This window comes from Mesorhizobium sp. M7A.F.Ca.US.006.04.2.1 (assembly GCF_004022915.1).
Taxonomy (GTDB): Bacteria; Pseudomonadota; Alphaproteobacteria; order Rhizobiales; family Rhizobiaceae; genus Mesorhizobium; species Mesorhizobium ciceri.
Genome location: NZ_RZQA01000911.1, coordinates 1 through 2,403 on the forward strand (window position 1 = coordinate 1; position 2,403 = coordinate 2,403).

Annotated in this window: 3 protein-coding genes and 1 pseudogene; all 4 read right to left on the reverse strand. The window is 62.3% G+C overall.

Features of this window, described 5'->3' with window-relative positions; translation table 11 throughout:
* A pseudogene (locus EN925_RS32050) lies at positions 1–333 on the reverse strand (RNA methyltransferase); the annotation flags it as partial.
* A 164-nt stretch (positions 334–497) separates the two neighbouring features.
* The gene (locus EN925_RS32055; RefSeq protein WP_013529913.1) at positions 498–842 is read right to left on the reverse strand and encodes a metalloregulator ArsR/SmtB family transcription factor; all 345 of its coding nucleotides are present in this window, start codon (positions 840–842) and stop codon (positions 498–500) included.
* Between the two features lie 152 nt (positions 843–994).
* Positions 995–1,774 carry a HugZ family protein gene (locus tag EN925_RS32060; protein ID WP_127385377.1) on the reverse strand — a complete coding sequence of 260 codons (780 nt, stop codon included), beginning with the start codon at positions 1,772–1,774 and terminating at the stop codon, positions 995–997.
* Between the two features lie 31 nt (positions 1,775–1,805).
* The coding region (locus EN925_RS32065; RefSeq protein WP_164894534.1) for a CoA transferase at positions 1,806–2,403 on the reverse strand (598 nt) is incomplete at its 5' end.

A 2,403-nucleotide genomic window follows, 5' to 3' on the forward strand; every position in this document is an offset into this window, starting at 1 on the left:
GGCTTCGGCCGGCTGCGGCGCTCCCTTGCGGCCCATGGCCAGGATGCCGCGATGCATGTGAAATCCGGCGATTGCGTCCATCACAGCGCTGGTGGCCACATAGACCGGGAGGTCGGCGGGCGCCTTGCTCAGGATCTTGTCGAGACCCGCCAGCCGGTTTTCCAGGACGAGGGCCGATTCGGCGGCAAAGCGTCCAGTTGTGAGCAACAGGTCGAGCACCACCTTGCCTTCGGCGACGAAGCGGCCTTGCCGGCCGGCGAGGTCACGCTCGCGAATGTCGAGATAGGCAGCGACGCGCGGATCTTGCGGGTCGTCGATGCGAATGGGATCCATGCATTCCTCGCGACCGTCGCATCGGCCCGAAAATCCGGACCGCTTCCCGGCGCTCACCTTGTTTGGAAAGCACGATGCGACAATTCGGGACAATCAGCCAGCTTTGTGCGCCCCAAATCGGCGCATGTCGCTCTGAATCGCCGGCGAGATCGGCGGCTGTGTGGTCAGGTTCCAGCACGGCGCAAGCGGTGCGCCATCTGGGACAGGTCATCCTTGCCGCTGCCGAAAATGCCGTCCAGCATGACAAGCAGTTCTCGCACGGCGTCGGATTTGCAGGAGTAGTAAATCATCTGCCGGTCGCGGCGGGTGTCGACAAGGTCGAGCGCCCGCAACTTGGCGAGATGCTGGGACAGGGCGGATTGGCTGAGCATCACCTTCTCGGCTATGGCTCCCACCGACATTTCACCTTCGGCGAGGTAGCTCATGATCAACAGTCGCTTCTCATTGCCCATCAGCATGAGAAACTCTGCCGCCGATTCGGCGTTCACGATTAGCTTTGTCGAGACCATCGATCCCCCATGCTTCCTGTTCATCCCGACGCCATGGGGGCAATGGCGTCTGATTCCATAAATTCACTTATCGATCGGCGCTGGCGATTCAGCGTCACTAAAAGGTAGAGCATTTCACCTAAATCTCAAGTGTTGCTTTTGATCCAGCATAATTAAGTCTCAGTCTCGGCGTCGACAATGGCTCGGCCCGCCCTCGCCATATCGACCAGAACGTGCCGCAATTCACCTGCTGCGCCCAGAGGTTGCGGGTAAAAGACCCGGCAAGCATCGTCGCCCGACACCAGATCCATGCCATCGGCATCGAATCCGGCAATACGCCAGCCGTTGCCGGATACTTTGGCGAAATGCTGTGCGTAAACGGCGATCGCGTCGAGATGGTCGGCGTTCATGTGGTCGATGGCCGATTGTTCGCGCGCCGCGAGTTCCTCGACGACCGGTCCGCTGGCGAGCAGATCCGATCGGTCGAGCTGATAGGCCTTGCCGAAGCCGCCGTTGAGGCTGGCGCGTTGCGGATCGAGGCGAAAGATCGAAAAGTCACCGAGACCGGCGTAAAGTTTCGCCCTGGCATTGTGATTGAGGTAACGGCGCTCGGTGCGGGCGTGTTCGGCCGATCCGCGCTCGATCCTTACCGCCTGGCAGACCAGTGTCAGGCGCGGGTGCGCCAGCGGGTCGCCCTTGCCTGGTTCGCCGAGCAACAGGGAACAGCGCGGGTCGGCAAGCAGCGCGCCGGTGTGCGCCGAAAGCATCGACACCAGGATCAGCGGTGCGCCGTCGATGTCGGTGGCCACGCCAACCCTGCTGGCCAGCGGCGAGCCGGTTTGCGGTTCGATCACCGCCAGGGCGCCAAAGCGGGCGCTGCGCAGAAGCGTCTTCGCCAGCCGGATCGCTTCGGCGTCCGTCTCACGGATCACGTCCTTCTTCGGCTCGTCCAAGGCAGCACCGCAGTAAGTTGATTTTTGTTCTCTAGTTATCGGTCAGCAAGCCGGATTTGACAAGGTCGTCGATCTCGGCTTTCGCAAAGCCGAAACGTGCCAGCATTGTCGACGGCAACAAATCCTCATCGCCGGGCATAGTGGCCAATGTCGGTTGCGAACTCGAGAAACGCGGGGCCGGGGCCGGGCGCTCAAATGCACCTGCCGTCACAGAGGCGTTGCGTGCCCGATTGTGCGGGTGGTGCTTTGCCTCTTGCAGCGACAGAACGGGTGCAACGCAGGCATCGGTTTGCGCGAACAACCGGTCCCAGTCGTCGCGTGGTTTCTGCCGGATCCGATCGGCAATGGCGGCGCGCATCGGCGGCCACAGGGCCTTGTCGTACTGGCCGGATGCAAAGCGCTCGTCGAGCGGCAGCAGCCTGGCGAATTCGGCGAAGAATTGCGGCTCGAGACAGCCGATGGCGATATGGCGTCCGTCCGACGTCTCATAGGTGTCGTAGAACGGGGCGCCGGAATCGAGCAGGTTCGCGCCACGCTTATCGCTCCACAAGCCGGCCGCCATCAAGGCGTGCAGGGGCACCGCCAGCATCGAAGCGCCATCGACCATCGCGGCGTCGATAACTTCACCC